The following is an 18,150-nucleotide window of genomic DNA, read 5'->3' as shown; positions in this document are numbered from 1 at the left end:
GCCGAGGCTCAAACTTCTTCCATTGCTACAGACGGATGCTGATGCGTTCGCAGCTCCGGATTTTCATAGAAAGCGATTTTCGCATCGATGATGTCCACATTTTTATGGAGCGCCTCGATCTGCTTCAAGACTTCCTCGCGGTGGGCGGCGAGCATTGCTTTGCGCGTTTCGATGGATTCGCTGCCCTGCCTTACCCAGTTGCTGTATTGTTTGATGTCTTTGATCGGCATGCCGGTATCCTTCAAGCAGCAGATCAATTTCATCCACTCCAGATCGTGATCGGAGAAAATCCGTTTGCCGGCAGGTGTGCGGGTCACAAAAGGAAGCAGCCCTTCCTTATCGTAATAACGCAGCGTATGTGCGGTGAGATCAAACTTCTGGGCGACTTCGTTGATCGTATAAGTTTTCATTTTTTTGTTCCTTTCGCTTGACTTAGAGTGAACTCGAAGTGATAACCTCACTATAGACCACAAACACACTTGGGTTCAAGTGGCACAATTTAAGCGATAAGGAGTATGATCGAACATGGCGACGAACCATAAAATTGCAGTGATCACAGGCGGAAGCAGAGGTTTAGGGAAAAATACAGCGATTGCGCTGTCCCGCAAAGGGATTGACGTAATTCTCACGTATCATTCCCGTCAAGAGGAAGCGGAGGCCGTGGTTCGCGAAATTGAAGCGAATGGCTCTCAAGCGGCGGCGCTTCAGTTCGATGCGGGGAGCATCTCGACATTTGACGATTTTGCCCAACGATTGGCGGCAGTTCTGCGGGAGCGTTGGGGCCGGGAGCAGTTTGATTTTCTGATCAACAATGCAGGCTTCGGCCTGAACGGCAAGCTGGACAGCGTCACGGAGGAGCAATTTGACAACTTGATGAATGTGCATTTCAAAGGCGTCTTCTTCCTGACGCAGAAGCTGATCGCCCGCATCGCGGATAACGGAGGCATCATCAATCTGTCCAGCGGCTTGACGCGTTTTGCATTTGAGGGGAGCGGCACTTATGCGGCCATGAAAGGCGCTATCGAGGTGCTGACCAAATATATGGCCAAAGAATGGGGCCACCGCGGCATTCGCGCCAATGTTGTTGCACCGGGTGCGATCGAAACGGACTTTGGCGGCGGTCGGGTGCGTGACAATGAGGCGTTGAACCGCCATATCGCTTCGGTGACGGCGCTTGGACGCGTTGGGATGCCAGACGACATCGGCGGATTAATCGCATCGCTGTGCACCGAGGAATTACGCTGGGTGAACGCGCAGCGGATTGAGGCGTCAGGCGGTATGATGCTGTAAGATGAGGCCCGGGGGATCGGTCGATCCTTCGGGTTTTATTCTTTTGGGGAAGGAATCGCTTTCTTGGACGGCGAATGGATAAGCAAAATACAACCGAAAGAATGTGACGACATGACGACGATTCGCCGAAATTGGGCAGGCAATTACACATATCAAGCGCAGCAAGTCGAAGTTCCGGAAAGCGTGGAGCAGCTCCAGTCCATCGTGGCAGACAGTGCAACTGTTAAAGTTGTAGGGACGCGGCACTCTTTTAATGGAATTGCAGATACTACAGGTACCCACATCTCGCTTGAAAAGCTAAACCGTGTCCTCTCCCTGGACCGCGTGAACCATCAAGTGACTGTGGAAGGCGGCATCCGTTACGGCGAGCTGTGCGAGTACTTACACGAGCAGGGTTACGCGCTGCATAATCTCGCTTCGCTGCCGCATATTACGGTGGCGGGCGCTTGCGCGACCGCGACGCATGGCTCGGGTGACCGCAACGGTAACCTGTCGACGGCTGTGGCCGCATTGGAAATCGTACAAGCAGATGGGCAAAAAGTTGTTTACACCCGCGAGCATCCTGATTTTGCCGGGTCGGTGGTCGGCATTGGCGCCCTCGGCGTGGTGTCGCAATTGACGCTCGACGTCGAGCCGACGTTCGAGATGCGTCAACATGTGTACGATCGTCTGCCGCTTGCGGCGCTGGAGAACAATTTCGACGCCATTTATGGCGCGGCATACAGTGTCAGCTTGTTTACGGATTGGCGGGGCGCTTCGTTCAATCAAGTGTGGGTGAAGGAGCGGATGGATGGCGGCGGCCCTGAACCAAAGCCAGTGCCAGCAACCTTTTTCGGCGCTCAGTTGGCGGAGATCCCGCGGCATCCGGTGGAAGGCTGCGGCACGGAGAATTGCAGCGAACAGCTCGGCGTTCCTGGCCCTTGGCACGAGCGTATGCCGCATTTTCGCATGGCGTTCACGCCAAGCGCGGGGGAGGAGCTGCAAAGCGAATACTACGTGCCGCGGCACGCGGCGTATGAAGCGCTTTGCGCGCTGGAGAAGATCAGCAGCCGCTTCGCGGAGCTGTTGTTCGTGTCAGAAGTCCGCACGATTGCGGCGGACGAGCTGTGGATGAGTCCTTGCTATAAGCAGGACTCAGTAGCGGTCCACTTCACATGGAAGCCCATGTGGAAGGAAGTGCGTGAGGTGCTGCCGCTGATCGAAGCTGCGCTGGCACCGTACGATGCGCGCCCGCATTGGGGCAAGCTGTTTACGATGGCGCCTGCGGACGTGCAGCGGCGGTTCGTGAAGCTCCCGGCGTTCAAGGAGCTCGTGCAACTGCATGATCCGCAGGGCAAGTTCAGGAACGATTTTTTAAGCATGATGAACTTGTAGGGGGTTTGGTGCGAAGTAGTCTGGTATACAGGCTTTGTTTTTGTGGTGCTTAATTCGGAATTACTTTTAACCCTGCAGCTTGCAGGGTTATTTATATTCAAATCATTTCAGAACTTTTTTGAACAGGAGGAATAAATGACTAAGAATTGATAGGAAGTATGGACTATTCCAAAGTTATTGAATAGTAATTTTGTCTTGTGTAAGTTGCTGCTTACAGATATAATAGTGTTAATTTTACTATTTCCTTACAAGAGGTGACGAAAAGTGCATCCGACTATTGAAAGAAATATAGCTTTGTTCAGGAATTATATTAATGAAATTGACTTCGTTTTAGATGAAGAAAGCGGGAGGGACGGCACTCCTTTTTTTGCTATGAATATTCGAACGGATAGCGGTGCAAATATCAGACTTGTTGCTGCATTTACGCTCGATTATCCATCAGTTGACATTTATTGCTTTAACTTAGCAGATATCACAAATCCGCTAAAAAGAGAAATCGCTTTAAAACATGTTAATGACTTGAACATAAACTATAGATACTCGAAATTTACAATTAATGATGAAGGCACTGTTACAATCACTACGGCGCTTGATTTTAATGAGTCTTTTGACCCATCGCTTATTGTAAGACACATCAGACTTTTATACAAAGCAGCTGATGATGAATACAGAAACTTTATGAAAATAGCTTGGTCCTAGAATTTCCTCTATGCTATTATTTTCAAGATAGGAGAATTCAGAATGTCAACAGCTCTTGATAGAGAATTGTCAAGCATTTTCTCTCAATTAACTAGCCATATTAACAAGGATAGCCTGCAAAGTGAAGTAAAAGAGATCCTCTTGAATAAAAGACGCAGACAACAAAATGAATTAGGATATATGAATAATTTAGTTGAAAATATCGCATTTATTACCGAATCATACAAAGCGACTGAGGAATTGCTTGAAAAGATTTTTGCTGAAAAAATCTTTACGCCTGTACAAACTGCAGTAGAAAATATCGTTGGCAGTGTGCAAAGTGATATAAAGCAAGCAATGCCTAGACTCTTGCCTGTATACAGGCAATTAATTAAGGAAAACAAAAGCAATCAAGAGAACATATCGTTCTTAGAAATGAATTATAGTGTTTCTAAGCTAAGCCAGGATTTCACAAATTCATTTTTAATTACCATGTGTAACCCAGCCAATAAGTCATTTTTTGCAAATCTATTTAATTATCCTCCAAAAATGGTGGTAGAGAATATTCGTCAAAAATCACAGTTTTATGCTTCGATGTTCTGTGATGGGGTTAGATTTGGTTGATTTATTAATATCTTACTTTTGTATTTATTACGGGCATAAAAAAGAGCTGCAACTTTCATTCGCGTGAATGAAGGCTGCAGCTCTTTATCGTTAATCCGTAATATTGTTCATGTAATACGCGATAATATCTTTGCGGCGGATGATGCCGAGGAAAATGCCGGTACCGTCGACAACGGGCACGAAATTCTGGTCGGCCGCTTTTGCCAGCATGTCTTCCATGAAAGCGTCGATGGAGACGGATTCGTTGTGAATGTTCTTTTCGATATCCGCGACCGGAAATTTATCCATATTCTCAAAGGTGAGGCCCGGTGTATCTTTCAGGGTCCACAATAGATCGCCTTCAGACAGCGTACCCGCGTATTTGCCCTCATCGTCTACAATCGGCAGTGCTGTATAGGTGTGCTTCTCTAGTTGTTCCATTGCTTCTTTCATCGAAGAGGAGGAGCGGATATAGGCAACTTTATCTTTTGGAAATAAGAATGAGGCAGTTTTCATAAGCGTCGTTACCTTTCTCTGAATTTTCAAACGTCTACTACTATTAAACCATATTTTGAAGCAAAAAGGGGTGAAAGTTCCTGGCAATCGTCGATTATTAGCAGTTTATGTCTGCGAACACGAGGCCTTAACGGTCCTTCTCCTGTAAAATGTGCAGGTAATTTCTCATAAATAGGCCTATATAACCGTAATCATGTAAAACCTACATGTCATTTTCGTCTTAGCGCCTCTTTTTCGTGAAAATGAGGGGACAAGTGGCAATTTACTGTAAGAAATGCAGGATTGTGCAGAAAATCCCACCATTTTTTTGAATTTGATGTAGGAAATGCAGTTTCTCACAGCTGGGTTCTTCAAAAACAATCTTATGTCCTCGCAAAGTTCTCGACGCTCCCAATCTTCAAGCCATGAACCTACTGTTCCCCGCGTATACATGTTGTAATAACTAATGGAGGGAAGGTGCGGCCATGACTAGCGCAGGCACGTATTCAGGCTACCGACCTCAGCAGCCGGTACGATTCGTAACGGCGTCCGCATTATTTGACGGTCACGACGTCTCGATCACCATTATGCGACGAATATTGCAGGCAGGAGGCGCTGAAGTCATCCACTTGGGGCACAACCGCTCTGTGCAGGAGATCGTGCAGGCCGCCATTCAGGAGGATGTGCAGGGGATTGCGGTCTCCTCGTATCAGGGCGGACATGTGGAATTTTTCACATATATGATTGATCTGCTGCGGGAAAAAGGCGCCTCACACATTCAGGTGTTCGGTGGGGGCGGCGGTGTCATTCTGCCTAAGGAAATTCAGAAGCTCCAGACCTACGGCGTCGCCCGGCTGTTCTCGCCGGACGATGGCCGGCAGCTCGGGCTGCACGGCATGATCGCCTGGATGCTCCAGGCGTGCGATTACGCGCTGCCGCTGCCGGCAGCTGGGGAACCGCCGCTCACGCCGGCGGATCAGCAAAAGATCGCGCGGCGCATCACCGCCGCCGAGCTGGCTTGCGCGGCGGGCTCGGCGCCCGCGCCTCTTGCAGACGCAGCCAGCCCCGCTGCTGCGTCACCCGCGCCTCCTGCGGCCGCGGACGCGCCCAGCCTCGCGGGCCCTTCCCCCGCGTCGCCATCTGCGCAGCCCGCCGGCCTGCCGCCATCGCCGGCCAACCCGCCCCGCGCCCCCGTGGTCGGCATCACGGGCACCGGCGGCTCCGGCAAAAGCTCGCTCACCGACGAGCTCGTGCTGCGCTTCCTGCGGCAATACCCGCAGCAGCGCGTCGCGGTGTTGTCCGTCGATCCGACCCGGAAGCGCAGCGGCGGGGCTCTGCTCGGCGACCGGATCCGCATGAACACCGCGAGCGACGAGCGGGTGTTCATGCGCAGCCTTGCCACGCGAAGCTCGGGCAGCGAGATGTCGGCTGCGCTACCGGGCGCGATTGCCGTGCTGCAGGAGGCGGGCTTCGACCTCGTGCTGGTTGAGACGAGCGGCATTGGGCAAGGCGACGGGCGCATCGTCGAGCTTGCAGACGTGTCGCTGTACGTGATGACCAGCGAATTCGGCTCACCGTCGCAGCTGGAGAAGATCGACATGCTCGACTGCGCCGACCTGATCGCGATCAACAAATTCGAGCGCCGCGGTTCGGAAGACGCGCTGCGCGACGTGCAGAAGCAGGTGCAGCGCAATCGCGGGCTTTTTCACATACAGCCCGAAACGATGCCTGTATTTGGCACGCAAGCCAATCAGTTCAACGATCCCGGCGTCGACGCGCTGTTCGGAGCGCTGATCGGGAGCATCCATACGAAGCTCGGCTACCAATGGTCAATACCTAATTGTACCGCGAACCGGCCGAAGCCGCAAATGATCATTCCTCCGGAGCGGATAAGATACCTGGGGGAGATCGCGCAAACGGTCCGCGATTACCATGCCGAAGCGGAGCAAGAAGCGCAGCTGGCCAGCAAGCATTATCAAGTAAGCGGCGCGATTCAGGCGCTGCGGGAGGCGTCAACTGACGCTCCGGCAGACGCGCAAACCGCCGCTGCGATGCATGAGTTGCTGCGTAATCTGGAGAAACAATTGAAGCCAGCAACGCTGCACCTGCTCCGCGCCTGGCCTGATCTCCAGCAGCGCTACACCGGAACAACCATGACGAGTCAAGTGCGCGGCCGCGACATGCTGACAGCGCTTACCTCCCAAAGCTTGGCCGGCACGGACATTCCCAAGGTTTGTTTGCCGCGCTTTCATGACAGCGGTGATGTGATCCGCTGGCTGCTGCGCGAAAACGTGCCGGGTTCGTTTCCATACACGGCGGGCGTGTTTCCTTTTAAGCGCACGGCGGAAGACCCGAAGCGGCAGTTCGCCGGCGAAGGGACGCCGGAGCGCACGAATTTGCGCTTTCACTTCCTGTCGAAGGACGACGCGGCCAAACGGCTCAGCACAGCGTTTGATTCCGTGACTCTGTACGGCGAGGACCCTGACGAGCGGCAGGACATCTATGGAAAAATCGGTGAAAGCGGCGTCAGCATATGCACCTTGGACGATATGAAGAAACTGTTCGATGGCTTCGATCTGTGCGATCCGCTAACGTCGGTGTCGATGACGATTAACGGTCCGGCCCCAATCATCTTAGCGATGTATCTGAATACGGCGATAGATTTCGAACTGTCTCGGGCGTCGCGAGCGGCGGGCCGTGAGCTAACGCCTGACGAAGTTAAGCTGGTTCATAGACAGACGCTCAAGTCCGTGCGCGGCACGGTACAGGCGGATATTTTGAAGGAGGATCAGGGGCAAAATACGTGCATCTTCTCCGTGGAATTCGCGCTGCGGATGATGGGCGATATTCAGCAGTATTTTATCGATCATGAGGTGCGGAACTATTATTCGGTCTCGATTTCAGGCTACCACATTGCCGAGGCGGGGGCGAATCCGATTTCGCAGCTTGCTTTTACGCTAGCCAACGGCTTTACGTACGTGGAATATTACTTGTCGCGCGGCATGCGGATTGACGACTTCGCGCCGAACTTGTCGTTCTTTTTCAGCAACGGGCTTGATCCGGAGTATACGGTCATCGGACGGGTGGCGCGGCGCATTTGGGCCGTGGCGATGAAGCGCCGCTACAAGGCGAACGAGCGTAGTCAAAAGCTCAAATATCACATCCAAACGTCCGGCCGCTCGCTGCATGCGCAGGAGATGGATTTCAACGACGTTCGCACGACGCTGCAAGCGTTGATCGCTTTTCTCGACAATTGCAACTCGCTGCATACGAATTCGTATGACGAGGCGGTGACAACCCCAACCGAGGCGTCGGTGCGGCGCGCTATGGCGATTCAACTCATCATCAACAAGGAGCTGGGTCTCATTCAAAATGAAAATATGCTCCAGGGCTCCTTTTTCATCGAGCATTTGACAGATCTGGTGGAGGAGGCGGTGCTGCGAGAGTTGGACCGGATCAGCGATCGCGGAGGGGTATTGGGCGCCATGGAAACGCACTATCAGCGAGGGAAGATTCAGGACGAATCGATGCACTATGAGATGAAAAAGCATTCCGGCGAGCTGCCGATCATCGGCGTCAACACGTTCCTCAATCCGTCTGCGCCGGAGGGGGATGCGGGGATTCCGGTCGCCCGGGCGACGACGGCGGAGAAAGATGCGCAGATTCGGCATCTGCGGGCGTTTCACGAGCGGCATCAGGCGGAAGCGCCGGCGGCGCTCGCGAAGCTGCAGGAAACCGCACTGACGGGCGGCAATATTTTCGAAGCGTTGATGGAGACGGTCAAGGTGGCAAGCTTGGGGCAGATGACGCGGGCGCTGTATGCGGTCGGCGGCAAATATCGGCGCAATATGTAGCAAAAGGGACAGTGCTCGGAGCCTAAAGGCTGGAGTGCTGTCCCTGTCTGATTTTTAGCGATACACAACCCGCGGTCCTTGCTGAAAAGCGCCATGATGTTCGTCATCGTCCTCATCGTCGTCAATATCCAGCCCACTGGCGAGAATCGTATCGTTTGCCACGGTTTCTTGATCGTTCGGCTCCATGGTTGACCTCCCTTGCAATGTAAGGATATTGGTATTGTATTTCCCTATCTCCCCGTGAAAACCCTGCTGCTGGAAAAAAATATTTACTTTACTCAGTTGAATTATAGATATTATGAGTCTATAATATACGTAAAAGGAGGCGAGACCATCATGATCTACGATTGCGCCATTATTGGCGGTGGCCCGGCTGGGCTGAATGCTGCATTGGTACTAGGACGAGCAAGGAGAACGGTTGCGCTATGCGACAATAACCTGCCGAGAAACCGTGTGACGCATGCTTCGCATGGCTTTATTACACAGGATGGCGTGACGCCGTCCGAATTTCGCCGCAAGGCGTACGAGGACGTACAGAAATATCCGTCCGTCCAGCATCATGCAGTGGCTGTTACGGCAATTATAAAAGAACAGGACGCTTTTACGGTCGTTGTTGAAGGTGGCGAATCGATTCGGGCGCGAAAAGTGCTGCTCGCTGTCGGTTTGGATGAAACGCTCCCGGATCTGCCGGGAGTGAAGGAGGTATACGGTACGAGTGTGTTCCACTGTCCATACTGCGATGGTTGGGAACTGCGCGATCAAGCGCTCATTGCGATCGGCGATCATCCGCGCATCTTCCATATTGCGAAGCTGCTGTATGGCTGGAGCCGCGATGTTGTCATTAGTACGAACGGGGCGCAGGTGTTGGATGACGAGCAGAAGCGTCAGCTGAGCGCCAAGGGAATCCGCGTGACCGAGCAGCGCGTGGCGGCACTGCACAGCGAGCAGGGCAAGCTGAGGGAAGTGGAGTGGACGGACGGCACACGGCTTGCGCGCAGCGGCGGCTTCGTCATGCCGCAGTGGACGCCGCACACGGCGCGCTTCGCCTCACTGGGGTTTGACACGAACGAGTGGGGCGGCATTCGGACGAATGAGCTCGGCGAAAGCTCGGTCCCCGGCTTGTTCGCCGCGGGAGAAGCCGCGACAGGCATGGGGGCGCAGCTCATCACGGCGGCGGCATCCGGCAGCATGGCGGCTATGGGCGTCAACACGGCGCTGATGGAAGAAGCGTTTCAGGATTAACGAAGACGGAAAGCCAAGGAGAAGTGCTGAGATGAAATATTCCAAAGCCACGGATTACGCGCTGCATACGATGCTGTTTTTATCGGTCGTCAGCCCGGATAAACCGCTGGGCGTGCAGCTGCTTGCAGATAAATTTCAGGTGTCGCCGACGTATTTATCCAAGATTTTAACCAAGCTTGTCAAAGCTGGCATGGTCGAATCGGCGTCGGGCGCGAACGGGGGGTACCGATTGAAACGAAACTGGGAATCGGTGTCGTTCCTTGATATTATTCATGCGATTGAAGGGACGGCGTCCTTGTTCGATTGCAGTTTGGATCATGGGCCGGAGTGCCAGGTTCAGCAGATTGTGTTGGAAGCCGAGGCGAAGATGGAGGCGCATTTGCGCAGCCAGACGCTGGGGGAGTTGGCGAAGCGGAGCAGCGCATTTTTTAAAGGAGGTCAGATGTCGAGTGAAGAAGGAACTGTTTGACGAAGCTTTATGGGAGCAGGCGTGGCGGGAGGATCCCGATACCGCGGTGAGGAAAATGAAACGATCGGGCCTCGACCCGACGCGCGTTTTCGATGAGAAAGCGACTGTGTTCAACGAGCAGTCCTTCAATGAGGAGGGCAAGCGGCGAAGCCGGCGCATTATGAATTGGATCGAAGGGCAGGGCGTGAATTTTGAGGGAGCCTCGATTTTGGATATTGGCGCGGCTTCGGGGGTATTTTCCATACCGTTTGCGGAGCGCGGCGCCCATGTCACGTCGGTGGAGCCCAACGAACCGCTTGCTCGGCTGTTTAACGAGAATCGCCAGAACCTGAGCGGCCCGGGCTCCATCAATCTCGTGACGGAAGCGTTTGAGGACATCGACATTGAAGCGAGAGGCTGGAAGATGAAGTTCGATCTTGTGTTTGTCTCCATGTGCCCAGTCGTTTCCGACTGGCCGAGTGTGGAGAAGGTGCTGAGCTGCGCGAAAGAGTTTTGCTACATCAGCACGATGGCTGGCGGCCGGGAGAACAGCCTGCTCAGCGAGGTATGGCCGCTCGTGTCCGATCGCCCTTATGGGTCGGCGCATCTGGAGTTCGGCTATTTGCAGCATTTGCTGTATCTCAAAGGCTATTCATACGAATCTTTGGTGAGCCGCGAATTGAAAACAACGATCCATACGCGTGAAGAAGCGCTGAATGAGTTGATGAATTGGCTGCGCATGGCTGACTCGCTGGACGCGGAGCGTAAGCGCGACATCATCGCCGAGCATTTGGCGCGGCGGTACCCGGATGACCGTGTCGTCGCCCATGAGGGCGGACGCTTCGGCAAAGTGCTGGTTCGGCTGGGAGATCAGCGCATGTTTTCTCGGGAGTAGGCCAGATTATATACACGTACCATGCGAAATCGAACACACTGCGGGAAGTGAACCTGCGGTGTGTTTTCATTTATTTTAAATAAAGAGAGTGATACAATTGGAAAACAAAACGACCATAACCTTGATAAAGGGGAACGCCTATGGCCCTAACGCAATGGATCAAACGGCCGCTTGCCGTTGTTCCGAACATGAAGCTGAGGATGAGGTTTCTGACGAGTTACCTGCTGGTGTGTATGATTCCGCTGCTGATTGTAAGCACGATCATTTATTACCAGTCGGCTCACAGCCTGGAAGAAGCCTCGCAGGAATTTGCTGCGCTGTATACGTCCCAGATCGATTCGTCGATGAATGATTTCATTCAGGAATACGACCGAGTGACGAAGACGGTTTTGATTGATAACGATCTGCTCTCACGCTTAGGCGAGGAGAAGCTGCCGATGGACGAAATGATTGCCAACAAAAACATGATCAACCGCATCCTGATGCGGATTGCGCTGCTCAAGCCGGAGATCAGCAATTTGATGCTTGTCACCAAAGGCAATCTTGTCTATCACTTTTCCAATACGTCCAGCGCTGTGAATGAAACCGTTTTGCTCGAGCAGGATTGGTACAAGATGAGCGCTGATCCGGAGGATACGCTGTTTATAACGGGCCTCCATGACCGCTCGTATTACGAGGATAAAGGGGAAGGCGCGGTGCTGACGGTCGGCCGGGTGCTGCTTAACGCCAACGGTTCCTATGCCGGAGTCTTGCTGATTGATCTTGATCCTTCGCGGCTGCTGAAGCTGAACGAGAACTTTCTGGTCGCCCGGGATCGTTATGACATGCGGGTCATCGTCACGAACAAAAAGGGAGAATTGGTGTACCATTCCGATTTGACCAGTGGTAAAACGAATTGGAAGCAGCTATCCGCGAGCCGTATGACCCCAGCGACAGATAAGGAAAACGAAGGGATGATCGTGCTCAAGGGCAGCATGAGCTCAAACAAGCTGGATGTGCGAACGGAAATTCCTCGGGACAAATTGCTGCTCAAAATCGGAAATATGAAAGTCTCGACGATTCTGGTCACGGCCATCAGCTTTGTGTTTATTATGGCGATCTCACTTGCGATGAGCTCCTACATTACGAAGCCCATTATGAATCTTCGCCGAAGTATGAAGCAGGCGGAAGCCGGGGCGTACCAGCCGATCGAGCTGAAGATTCCCAATGACGAAATCGGGAGCTTGATTTACAGCTACAACAAGATGATTGTCACGATCCGAACGCTGATTGAAGATGTCTATATGGCGGAAATCAAGCAGAGGCAGGCGAAGTTTCTTGCGCTTCAGCATCAGATTAATCCGCACATGCTCTACAATACGCTTGAATCGATTCGGATGAAAGCGCTTGTACAGGGGCAGGACGAAATCGCCGGCATGATCAAAATTCTTGCCCGCATGTTCCGATTGTCCTTGGGGAAGGAAACCCATGTTCATTCGGTCCGCGATGAAGTGGACTACACGGTGAATTATCTCCAGCTCCAGAACATCCGCTTCGACAATCGCTTCAAGCTGCATGTGGAAATGAGCGAAGAGGTGCTGCAATGCCGCATATTGCCGCTCGTCTTTCAGCCGATCGTCGAGAACAGTATTAACCACGGTTTTCACGATTATAGCAAAGTGATGAATCTGGTTTTGGAGGGAACCCTCACAGACCATGGCGAGATTCGGATCCGAATTTCGGACGATGGAGCCGGCATGCCTCCGCCGAAAGTGATGGAGCTGAATGAGCGTTTGGCGGAAGCGGAGACCGATAAGCTGAAGGTGGACGATATTATCGAAGCTTCAGGGAAAAGCATTGGATTGAAAAATATTGCCGAGCGAATCAAGCTGCAGTATGGAGACGGCTATGATGTGACGGTTCATTCGACGGAAGGCGAAGGCACGGTTGTTGAATTTCATATACCCAGAAGGCTGCAGAACTAAGGAGGATGGTGCCATGAGACTGGTGATCGTGGATGACGAAAAGGGAATTATCGACGGCTTGAAAACGATTGTGAGCCGTTATTTGCCGCAATGCAAGGTCGTCGGCACGGCGCATAACGGGAACGAAGGCTGGCAGCTTGTGCAGGAGCTGCAGCCGGATATTGTGATCACGGACATTCGTATGCCGCAATCCGATGGGCTGGACATGATTCGCAGGCTGATCGAATCGGGCAGCAGAGCCAAGTTCATCATTTTGAGCGGATATGCGGAGTTTGAGTATGCCAGAAAAGGCATCCAACTGGGCGTAAAATTTTACATCAACAAGCCGGTTGAAGAGGAAGAGCTTCAAGACTGCGTGTCCAAAGTCATCGCTGAGATCAACAGCGAGCAGGCGCAGGCTCGGCATTGGCATGAATTTGTGTTGAAAGATATTTTGCTATCCGGCTATGATGCGCATAGCCACGAGAGCCATCTGCCGCATATGTTCCATCTGCCTGTTTCGCGCTATCAGTGTGCATGCCTCTTAGTGGAGTTCGGCTGCGAGCCAAGCCAATTGCAGGATGAGTACGTCTTGCGCCAAATAGGGGAGGAATTGCAGGCGTACGATCTAATACAAGCGTTCCGTTATGAAGGTTCCCAATTTGCGGTACTCGTCCTGAGTGAATCGACCATTAAGGAGGAGCAGCTGGTCAGCGATGTGAAGCGGCTGCAAGAGCGATTCCAACGTGTATTAGGCATTCCCGTTTCGGCTGGCATTGGGCGGGGACATGCGGCGCCGGAGGGGTTGAGCACTTCGTTCGATGAAGCTGTGCAGTCGCTGAGATACATGGTCATGAAAGGCGGCAATGCCGTCGCTCTGTTCCAGGAGACCGAACCGTCTTCAACCGGCAGCGCTCTGGTCTCGGAAGTGGATTTGGCGCAGCTTGAGACGAGCATGGAAGCCATGGACAGCGAAGGCAGCGCCGAAGTCATCGAGCGTATTTTTCGCGCCATCGAGCAAGAGAGCTCCCTGCATCCTGCCGATCTACACCATCACATCCTGATGATTTTTCTATCCAGCCTGAGACGCATGTCGTATACACAGCTGCAAATGAACGATTTGCTGGGATCCTATATGCTTTCTAAGGGTGAATTAGTCCGCTTCAAGACGCTGGAAGAACTGAAACGGTGGGTCGTTCAAGCGATTGAGCGCATCGTTGAGCATAATCGGACCCGCAGCGTTCCGAAGAAAAAGGATGTCATTTCCGAAATCAAGGACTATGTGGCGGCGCATTATGACAGCAATATCACGCTTGCGGATTTGTCCGCCCGCTTTTTTATCAATCCGTATTACTTAAGCCAGTTGTTCAAAGAAAAGACCGGGGATACGTATCTTAGTTATGTAATGAGTGTCCGGATGAATAAAGCGAAAGCGCTGCTGGAAGAAACCGACTTGAGAGTGTATGAAATTTGCCAAAGGGTCGGGTATGCGGATACGAACCATTTCAGCAAGCTGTTCGAGCGAATGGTCGGGAGCACGCCGACGGAATATAGAAAAAAATGTAAGCTATAAGCTTTAATAAAGCGCCAGTTTTCCAAGTGATGGAAAGAGCGGGCGCTTTTTTTGTTGAAAACTTAAAAGTGACCTAGTGTAAACTTAAAAATCCCCCTTTGAGATTCCGGCCAAATCTCGGTATATTTTTAACATGAAAACGGATTCAACCAGATACAGAAAAACAAAAAGGATGTGGAGAAAACAACATGAACAGGACACTGTCTGCTGCCGGCAAGGGGGTCGCTACCAGGCGAACGGGATTGCGCCGTGGCGCACTGCTGTGGCACAATATGCGAAAATATTGGCCGCTCTATCTCATGGCCGTCCCGGGCACCGCATTTATTCTCATTTTCAAGTACATTCCGTTAACCGGATCGCTGATCGCTTTCCAGGACTACTCCGTGTTCAAAGGATTTGCGGATAGCCCATGGGTCGGGTTCAAGCATTTTCAGACCTTGCTGCATTATGCGGATTTTAACCGGGTGTTTACCAATACGTTGATTCTGGGCATGCTCAAGACGCTCTTCGTATTTCCGGTTCCGATTGTGTTAGCCTTGATGATTAACGAGGTCCGAAAAGCTGCGCTGAAGAAAGGGATTCAAACCGCCTTATACATCCCGCACTTTCTGTCTTGGGTTATTGTAGCGGGCATTGCCTTTGATTTGTTCGCCGTAAGCGGTTTGTTCAACATCGTGATGGGGTGGTTCGGCCACGAGCCTGTTCTCGCCATGCAAGAAAGCGCATACTTCCGACCGATTTACGTTTTAACCGGTCTCTGGCGGGATGCAGGATGGGGCACCGTCGTCTACATGGCGGCGATCTCCTCGATCGATCCTCAATTGTATGAATCGGCGATGATGGATGGCGCTTCGAAATTCAAGATGATGAGGCATGTGACGTTTCCGCTGCTGCTGCCTACGATTCTGGTACTGTTCCTGCTGGAAATCGGCAATTTCATGGAATTAGGTTTCGATCATGTGTATAACCTGCTGACACCGATGACGTACAGTGCCGGCGACATCCTGGATACGTATGTGTTCCGGACGGGCATTCAGCAGGCGCAGTACAGCTTTGCAACAGCAGTCGGTTTGTTTCAGTCGATCATCGGCTTCATTCTCGTGTATACATTTAACCGACTGTCGAGAAAAGTATCGGATGGGGGGTTATGGTAACCGTGCATTTGTCCAAAAGGGAAAAAGTATTTGAAATCGGCATTCTCATCTGCCTTTGCATCTTCTCGGTGATCGCTTTGATCCCGCTTCTCTCCGTGATTTCCATTTCCTTCAGCTCCAGCCGGGCTGTGGATTTGAATGTTGTGACCATCTGGCCGAAGGAATTCACCTTCGATTCTTGGTCCTATCTGCTGGCACGGTGGGATTTGTGGCGATCTTTCCTGATTACGCTGCTCACGACGGTGATCGGGACATCGCTCGCTTTGCTCGTCACCGCGCTCTTGGCTTTTCCATTGTCCAAGAAAGAGTTTTTGCCGGCTGGCATTCTGATGGTGGCCGTGGTGATTACGATGGTGTTCAAGGCGCCGATTGTCCCCTATTTTCTAACGGTGCGAAGCATCGGTTTGTATAATAATCCATTGGTTCTGGTCATTCCGCATATCCTGAACCCTTTCAACTTGATCATTATGCGGACGTTTTTCAAGCAGTTTCCGAAGGATTTGGAGGAGGCGGCATTGATGGAAGGCTGCGGCTACTTCCGGCTGTTGTTCCATTTCGTGCTTCCGCTGTCCAAAGCGGTGCTGGCAACGCTCGCGCTGTTCTATGGCGTCGTGGTATGGAACCAATTCCAACATCCGCTGTTCTTCATTCAAAATCCGGATTGGTTTCCGCTTCAAATTAAAATCAGACAGTTTATTACCGATCCGAATGAAATGCCGTTTGTTGAGTCCATAATGGACATTAACTATAACGAACGCACGTTGAAATCCGCGACTGTTGTGTTTGCGATCATTCCGGTTATTCTTGTCTATCCTTTCTTGCAGAAGTATTTTGTCAAAGGAGCCATGATTGGTTCCGTGAAAGGGTAATCACTTCCGATTTAGGAGCCGCTAAGGCTGTTAAATACAAATACAATCAATTGGGGGAATGCACGATGGTATGGAAAAAGCTTAGTGTGCTCACACTAACTGCAGCGTTAACGGTATCCGTGTTCGCCGGCTGTGCCAAGAAGGAAGAAACGGGTGCTCAAGATCAAGCGCAAAGCCCGGCGGCCAGCGCCGCACCCGAAGAATTGGTGGATCTCGAAGTCTGGTACTCGAATCTTGGCTTCAAGCCTATCGAGAAGGGCAGCACTTTGTATGAGTTTTACAAGAAGGAGTTAGGTGTCGGCATTATTCATCCTTACGTGGAATGGAACGGCGGGACAACGTACCTGAATCAGCTGAATTTGAAAATTGCAGCGAATGAAATGCCGGATATGTTCCTTCCTCAGCAAGGTATCGAATCGAGCCTTGCGAAGAACGGCGCCATTGCGGATTTGACGGACTTGATCCCCAAGTACGCGCCGAATTTGTGGAATGCCATTCCTAAAGACGTGTGGGAAATCGTAAAGGCGAATGATCCTACCGGACAAGGCCGGATTTACTATGTGCCTGGGGTGCTCGATTATGGCCGAATGGGCGGGCTGATCCGCAAGGACTGGCTGGATAAATTGGGACTCCAGATGCCGAAAACGCAGGATGATTTTGTGAAGGTGCTGGAAGCGTTCCGTGATAAAGATCCGAACGGCAACGGCAAGAAGGACGAGATTCCGACTGGAGGACGCGAGCAAGCGGCCTGGATGGATCATATCTTTGCCATGTACGGTATAGCCATGAATGAAGGCAAGCCGGACTGGGACATCTACGATGGGAAGCTGACATATTCCGCCGTAACGCCGAATATGAAATCTGCCTTGGAGTTTGCGGCTAAGCTTTATAAAGACGGATTGCTGGATAAAGAAACACTGCTGAACAATAAAGCTCAGTGGGACGGCAAAATTGACTCGGATAAAGTGGGCGTATATTTCCACTGGGTTGAAGATGCCGGTGGCCACATCGAAAAAGTGTTTAAAAACACCAACGTGAAGGGCGACTACTCCGTATTGCCGATTCCGGAAGTTCCGGGCTTTAAAGGTTTCTATACCCAGAAGAAAATGGGAAGTCCGATCTGGGTCGTCAAGAACAACAAGGATCAGAAAAAGCTATTGGCAACTATGAAACTGCTGAACAATCTGTATGACAAGAGCAAATGGGAAGACCTCTTCTACGGCGCCGAGGGCATGCACTATACGCTTAAAGATGGCAAGAAAGTGTCGATTCCACCGGATAAGAGCACGCAAGAAAATAAGCTGTTCCAACCTTTCAACGATCTGGATACGTTGGAATACAAAACGAATTTGTTGAAGAACGCAACGTCTGCAGAACGCGAATGGGCACTGGGTCAGAATACGAGAAATATGGCAGCAAATCAGCAGTATGTGAAAGCGATTGCCGGAGATGGTTTGCCAGCCAGCATCTATGATGGATTTGCGGATATTAATAATCGCACCTTGTATGTGGAGTATGCAACCAAGATTATTTTGGGTCAATATCCGATCAGCAAGTTTGACGAGTTCGTTGAGAAGTGGAACAAGTCCGGCGGTGAAGAAGTGACCAAACGGGCGAGAGAGTGGTACGCCAAAATAAAGAAATAAGCTGAGATTCCAGAAGTGAGACAGTCCTGCATGTGTGGACTGTCTCTCCATTTCAGCATGGAAGGGTATAGCAATCGAGTTTAAAT

The 18,150-nt window shown here is 51.6% G+C and carries 16 protein-coding genes; 13 read left to right on the top strand and 3 right to left on the bottom strand.

Features of this window, described 5'->3' with window-relative positions; translation table 11 throughout:
* Positions 1-8: 8 nt before the first annotated feature.
* Entirely contained in the window at positions 9-410 is a 402-nt protein-coding gene (locus tag ABE504_RS17370; RefSeq protein ID WP_430090992.1) for a MerR family transcriptional regulator, read from the bottom strand.
* A 115-nt stretch (positions 411-525) separates the two neighbouring features.
* Between ABE504_RS17370 and ABE504_RS17365 the strand changes: the two genes are divergently transcribed.
* The 4 genes from ABE504_RS17365 (at position 526) to ABE504_RS17350 (ending at position 3,966) form a co-directional block, all read left to right on the top strand.
* Positions 526-1,290 carry an SDR family NAD(P)-dependent oxidoreductase gene (locus ABE504_RS17365; RefSeq protein WP_430090990.1) on the top strand — a complete coding sequence of 255 codons (765 nt, stop codon included), beginning with the start codon at positions 526-528 and terminating at the stop codon, positions 1,288-1,290.
* 111 nt (positions 1,291-1,401) lie between these two features.
* The gene (locus tag ABE504_RS17360) at positions 1,402-2,664 is read left to right on the top strand and encodes an FAD-binding protein (protein ID WP_430090988.1); all 1,263 of its coding nucleotides are present in this window, start codon (positions 1,402-1,404) and stop codon (positions 2,662-2,664) included.
* A 264-nt stretch (positions 2,665-2,928) separates the two neighbouring features.
* Complete coding sequence (locus ABE504_RS17355; RefSeq protein ID WP_430090986.1) at positions 2,929-3,363, top strand: T3SS (YopN, CesT) and YbjN peptide-binding chaperone 1; 435 nt, start codon at positions 2,929-2,931, stop codon at positions 3,361-3,363.
* 42 nt (positions 3,364-3,405) lie between these two features.
* Positions 3,406-3,966, top strand: a complete 561-nt coding sequence (locus tag ABE504_RS17350) for a hypothetical protein (RefSeq protein ID WP_430090984.1) — start codon at positions 3,406-3,408, stop codon at positions 3,964-3,966.
* Positions 3,967-4,056: 90 nt separating this feature from the next.
* On the opposite strand, the gene ABE504_RS17345 is transcribed toward ABE504_RS17350, so the two are convergent.
* The gene (locus ABE504_RS17345) at positions 4,057-4,461 is read right to left on the bottom strand and encodes a CBS domain-containing protein (RefSeq protein ID WP_430090983.1); all 405 of its coding nucleotides are present in this window, start codon (positions 4,459-4,461) and stop codon (positions 4,057-4,059) included.
* 464 nt (positions 4,462-4,925) lie between these two features.
* Between ABE504_RS17345 and icmF the strand changes: the two genes are divergently transcribed.
* Entirely contained in the window at positions 4,926-8,294 is a 3,369-nt protein-coding gene (gene icmF / locus ABE504_RS17340) for a fused isobutyryl-CoA mutase/GTPase IcmF (RefSeq protein WP_430090982.1), read from the top strand.
* A 54-nt stretch (positions 8,295-8,348) separates the two neighbouring features.
* On the opposite strand, the gene ABE504_RS17335 is transcribed toward icmF, so the two are convergent.
* A complete protein-coding gene (locus ABE504_RS17335) occupies positions 8,349-8,480 on the bottom strand; it encodes a hypothetical protein (protein ID WP_277600943.1) in 132 nt (43 codons plus the stop codon).
* A gap of 150 nt (positions 8,481-8,630) precedes the next feature.
* Between ABE504_RS17335 and ABE504_RS17330 the strand changes: the two genes are divergently transcribed.
* From ABE504_RS17330 to ABE504_RS17295, 8 genes are all read left to right on the top strand, one after another.
* Complete coding sequence (locus ABE504_RS17330) at positions 8,631-9,536, top strand: NAD(P)/FAD-dependent oxidoreductase (RefSeq protein ID WP_430090980.1); 906 nt, start codon at positions 8,631-8,633, stop codon at positions 9,534-9,536.
* A 31-nt stretch (positions 9,537-9,567) separates the two neighbouring features.
* Positions 9,568-10,005, top strand: a complete 438-nt coding sequence (locus ABE504_RS17325) for an RrF2 family transcriptional regulator (RefSeq protein WP_430090978.1) — start codon at positions 9,568-9,570, stop codon at positions 10,003-10,005.
* Positions 9,986-10,879: a class I SAM-dependent methyltransferase gene (locus ABE504_RS17320; RefSeq protein ID WP_430090976.1), complete on the top strand. Its 894-nt coding sequence runs from the start codon at positions 9,986-9,988 to the stop codon at positions 10,877-10,879. Before ABE504_RS17325 ends, ABE504_RS17320 begins: the two co-directional genes overlap by 20 nt.
* 140 nt (positions 10,880-11,019) lie before the next feature.
* Positions 11,020-12,843 carry a cache domain-containing sensor histidine kinase gene (locus ABE504_RS17315; protein ID WP_430090975.1) on the top strand — a complete coding sequence of 608 codons (1,824 nt, stop codon included), beginning with the start codon at positions 11,020-11,022 and terminating at the stop codon, positions 12,841-12,843.
* 13 nt (positions 12,844-12,856) lie between these two features.
* Positions 12,857-14,395 carry a helix-turn-helix domain-containing protein gene (locus ABE504_RS17310; RefSeq protein ID WP_430090973.1) on the top strand — a complete coding sequence of 513 codons (1,539 nt, stop codon included), beginning with the start codon at positions 12,857-12,859 and terminating at the stop codon, positions 14,393-14,395.
* A gap of 272 nt (positions 14,396-14,667) precedes the next feature.
* Complete coding sequence (locus tag ABE504_RS17305; RefSeq protein ID WP_430091374.1) at positions 14,668-15,549, top strand: ABC transporter permease; 882 nt, start codon at positions 14,668-14,670, stop codon at positions 15,547-15,549.
* On the top strand, positions 15,543-16,418 hold the full coding sequence (locus tag ABE504_RS17300; RefSeq protein WP_430090971.1) for a carbohydrate ABC transporter permease: 876 nt from the start codon (positions 15,543-15,545) through the stop codon (positions 16,416-16,418). Before ABE504_RS17305 ends, ABE504_RS17300 begins: the two co-directional genes overlap by 7 nt.
* Before the next feature lie 65 nt (positions 16,419-16,483).
* Complete coding sequence (locus ABE504_RS17295) at positions 16,484-18,064, top strand: extracellular solute-binding protein (protein WP_430090969.1); 1,581 nt, start codon at positions 16,484-16,486, stop codon at positions 18,062-18,064.
* Positions 18,065-18,150: the final 86 nt, after the last annotated feature.

The sequence above is a fragment of the Paenibacillus oryzisoli genome (assembly GCF_050467285.1).
Taxonomy (GTDB): Bacteria; Bacillota; Bacilli; order Paenibacillales; family NBRC-103111; genus Paenibacillus_E; species Paenibacillus_E oryzisoli_A.
The sequence above is the reverse complement of the archived record's forward strand: the minus strand, read 5'-3'. Positions and strand labels throughout refer to the sequence as shown.

What these genes read in the sequence shown, in the direction of transcription:
- ABE504_RS17335 (WP_277600943.1), bottom strand. Translation starts at nt 8,480, where the DNA reads ATGGAGCCGAACGATCAAGAAACCGTGGCAAACGATACGATTCTCGCC.
- ABE504_RS17345 (WP_430090983.1), bottom strand. Translation starts at nt 4,461, where the DNA reads ATGAAAACTGCCTCATTCTTATTTCCAAAAGATAAAGTTGCCTATATC.
- ABE504_RS17300 (WP_430090971.1), top strand. Translation starts at nt 15,543, where the DNA reads ATGGTAACCGTGCATTTGTCCAAAAGGGAAAAAGTATTTGAAATCGGC.
- ABE504_RS17310 (WP_430090973.1), top strand. Translation starts at nt 12,857, where the DNA reads ATGAGACTGGTGATCGTGGATGACGAAAAGGGAATTATCGACGGCTTG.
- ABE504_RS17305 (WP_430091374.1), top strand. Translation starts at nt 14,668, where the DNA reads ATGCGAAAATATTGGCCGCTCTATCTCATGGCCGTCCCGGGCACCGCA.
- ABE504_RS17365 (WP_430090990.1), top strand. Translation starts at nt 526, where the DNA reads ATGGCGACGAACCATAAAATTGCAGTGATCACAGGCGGAAGCAGAGGT.
- ABE504_RS17295 (WP_430090969.1), top strand. Translation starts at nt 16,484, where the DNA reads ATGGTATGGAAAAAGCTTAGTGTGCTCACACTAACTGCAGCGTTAACG.
- ABE504_RS17315 (WP_430090975.1), top strand. Translation starts at nt 11,020, where the DNA reads ATGGCCCTAACGCAATGGATCAAACGGCCGCTTGCCGTTGTTCCGAAC.
- ABE504_RS17370 (WP_430090992.1), bottom strand. Translation starts at nt 410, where the DNA reads ATGAAAACTTATACGATCAACGAAGTCGCCCAGAAGTTTGATCTCACC.
- icmF (WP_430090982.1), top strand. Translation starts at nt 4,926, where the DNA reads ATGACTAGCGCAGGCACGTATTCAGGCTACCGACCTCAGCAGCCGGTA.
- ABE504_RS17360 (WP_430090988.1), top strand. Translation starts at nt 1,402, where the DNA reads ATGACGACGATTCGCCGAAATTGGGCAGGCAATTACACATATCAAGCG.
- ABE504_RS17325 (WP_430090978.1), top strand. Translation starts at nt 9,568, where the DNA reads ATGAAATATTCCAAAGCCACGGATTACGCGCTGCATACGATGCTGTTT.
- ABE504_RS17330 (WP_430090980.1), top strand. Translation starts at nt 8,631, where the DNA reads ATGATCTACGATTGCGCCATTATTGGCGGTGGCCCGGCTGGGCTGAAT.
- ABE504_RS17350 (WP_430090984.1), top strand. Translation starts at nt 3,406, where the DNA reads ATGTCAACAGCTCTTGATAGAGAATTGTCAAGCATTTTCTCTCAATTA.